This window comes from Fusibacter sp. (assembly GCF_057447755.1).
The window spans coordinates 1-2,636 of the sequence record NZ_JBVBZF010000418.1; the positions used below are offsets into that span (position 1 = coordinate 1).

The 2,636-nt window shown below is 36.6% G+C and carries 2 protein-coding genes; both read right to left on the minus strand.

Going from position 1 to position 2,636, the window contains the following annotated elements; genetic code table 11:
- Window positions 1–1,908, minus strand: a 1,908-nt coding sequence (locus tag AC220I_RS21080) for a methyl-accepting chemotaxis protein (RefSeq protein WP_486725839.1), incomplete at its 3' end; no start/stop codon positions are given.
- Between the two features lie 473 nt (window positions 1,909–2,381).
- On the minus strand, window positions 2,382–2,636 hold a 255-nt coding region (locus tag AC220I_RS21085), incomplete at its 5' end, for a sodium ion-translocating decarboxylase subunit beta (RefSeq protein WP_486725840.1).

Sequence of the window (2,636 nt, forward strand, 5' to 3'; positions counted from 1 at the left end):
TTCCTCTGTAACAGCACTAATCTCATCTACAGACTCAGCTGCCTTCTGCGAATCTACTAAGATTTCATTAATTTGCTCCACCGTTTTTTCGGATTCATTAACAACATTTTGAAGCATTCCCGAAGTACTTGAGAACATACCCGAAGTGTCTTTGATGTCATGTTGGATTTCCTTAATGATCTTGGTAATATTTTCAGCAGATTTGTTGGATTGATCCGCAAGGTTTCTAATTTCACCTGCTACAACTGCAAAACCTCTACCAGCATCTCCAGCCCTTGCCGCTTCAATGGCTGCATTTAAAGCCAAAAGATTGGTTTGATTTGCAATTTCCATAATGGTATCTGTGATGCTGCCGATGTCAACCGCTGACTTTTCAAGTGATTTAATGCGCGTCTCAATCATTTCGTAAGAGCTGAAGGTCTTTTGAACAAGGCCTGCAGTGTTCGACATCATCTCAACACCTCGTGATGCAAATTCCACATTGTTCTTGATTAGTACATTTAATCGCTCTGTATTTTGAGCAACATTCTCTGACCCCTTTGCCATTTCTTCAACAGCATCAACGACTTTACCAGACAATTTGATATCATCATGTGCCGTTTCTTTAAGCGCATCCGCATTTTGTATGATGGCTGTCATCTCTGTTTGTGATTCTTCCGAAACACTTACCAGATTTAAGGTTGTTTCATCAAGCACATTGGTTGAATCTTTTAATCTTGTAATGATCTCTTTAAAAGCTTCAATCATGATCATAAATGATCTCGCCAAATCTCCGAACTCATCAGCTCGTTTAAATGTATCGCTGTCAATTTCAACTGTAAAATCACCACCTGATGCTGTCAGAGCACTATCAGAAACTTTTTGAAGTGGTGAGGTTACATATCTTGATAATAATATAGATACAATCAATCCAAGTCCCGCTGCAACAATTAATATGCCTATGAAAAGTGTCGTTAACAAGTTAATTTCTGAATAGGCCTTTAGCGAAGGAATTTGAATGACAACACCCCAATTTACCCCTTCAAGTTCTTGATAAGATGTTAAGTAATTCTTACCATCAAATCGATATTCTGTTGCACCACTTTCTCCAGCTAAGCTCTTTTTAAAAGGTTCTAGCCCTGAAAAATCTGTATCTTTAAGTTTACTATATGCTTCCGCATTTGAATCGGCAACTAATTTACCTTCTGGACTGACAACAAGGGCTTCAAAATCTTCAGGCAATACTAAACTTTGTACAGCCTGATTAAATTTATCTAAAGATATTTCCCCTATTAGCACGCCGTTAATTGAACCGTTTCTATTATGGATTGGAATGGCTTGCTGTATGAGATATCCCTGACCATCTACATCAGGCATAATATTAGAATAGGCCATTTCGCCACTTAATGCAGCGTCAAAATGAGATGCACTTATGGGTTCCGTTTTACCAGTTGAAGAAAATACGGATTTACCAGTTGAATCATATACATCAATACTCACTAAAAGATCGTATTCATCCTGAACGTTTACAAACATGGATTTGACCAAGAGTGGTTGCATGTTCTGTACATAGTCCACTTGCGAGAGTATGGTTAAAACCTTACTTACGCTGTTTAATCTATTTTGAATCGCCGAATCCAATGTATTTAGAATGACTTCATTGTTAGAGTAAATGTCTTTCTCGACGTAGCTTCTAAATTGATTAAAAATAACGGCACCTGTTATAAATACAGGTAAAATAATACATATTACAAGAATAATAGCTAATCGCTTTCCAAATTTTGAGTTTAGCACACTCTTACCCAGCGATTTTTTTGTTACAGACTTTCCTTTTGGTTTTTTTTCTTTTGGTTCACGAGGTTTTTTGCTTAATTTAATTTTAGGTCCCCCTCCTAAAGCTTTAAATAGTTTCTTTTTCTGTTTTCCCATATTATGCCTCCACACGTAATACTCACTTATTTATCATTATAAAGGTTTTTATGTGAGAATTCAAACAAGTCAGGCAATTGTTAAAAAATAAATTTTTCCGTCGTTTTTTGTAATGTCATTATATGTCATTTATTCTTTATCCATCTGACCACCATGGCCTCAAAGGTTGTATTTATGTTTTTTAAAAGAGTTGCATACATACATTTAAACAACATTTGAGCCACCTTGGATGTCTCAAACCAATTTTTGCTGACCCTGTTTGAAATTTAACATTTTTCATCACAGCTTTCAGCTCAAATTTTGTTTTATATAATGATTTAACGTCAAAATCTAGTTTGACGTTAACGTTCTCACCTAACCGCTTTTCGCAAGTTGAACATTCTTTCTCAAAGCTGGATGAGAACTAATGATATATAATAAGAAAAGCTGACTCAGTATAGAGTCAGCTTTGTGTCTTATTACTTATTTTTAAATTAGAATCCAGAGAAGAGCGATAATAATACCCCTGCAGAAACTGCCGAGCCAATTACCCCTGCAACGTTAGGTCCCATTGCATGCATGAGTAGGAAGTTGCTTGGATTTTCTTTCTGTCCAACTACTTGTGATACCCTTGCTGCCATAGGTACTGCCGATACCCCTGCTGATCCAATAAGTGGATTTACAGGCTCTTTACTGAAGACGTTCATCACTTTAGCAAGGACAACACCTGCTGCTGTTCCGATACCAAA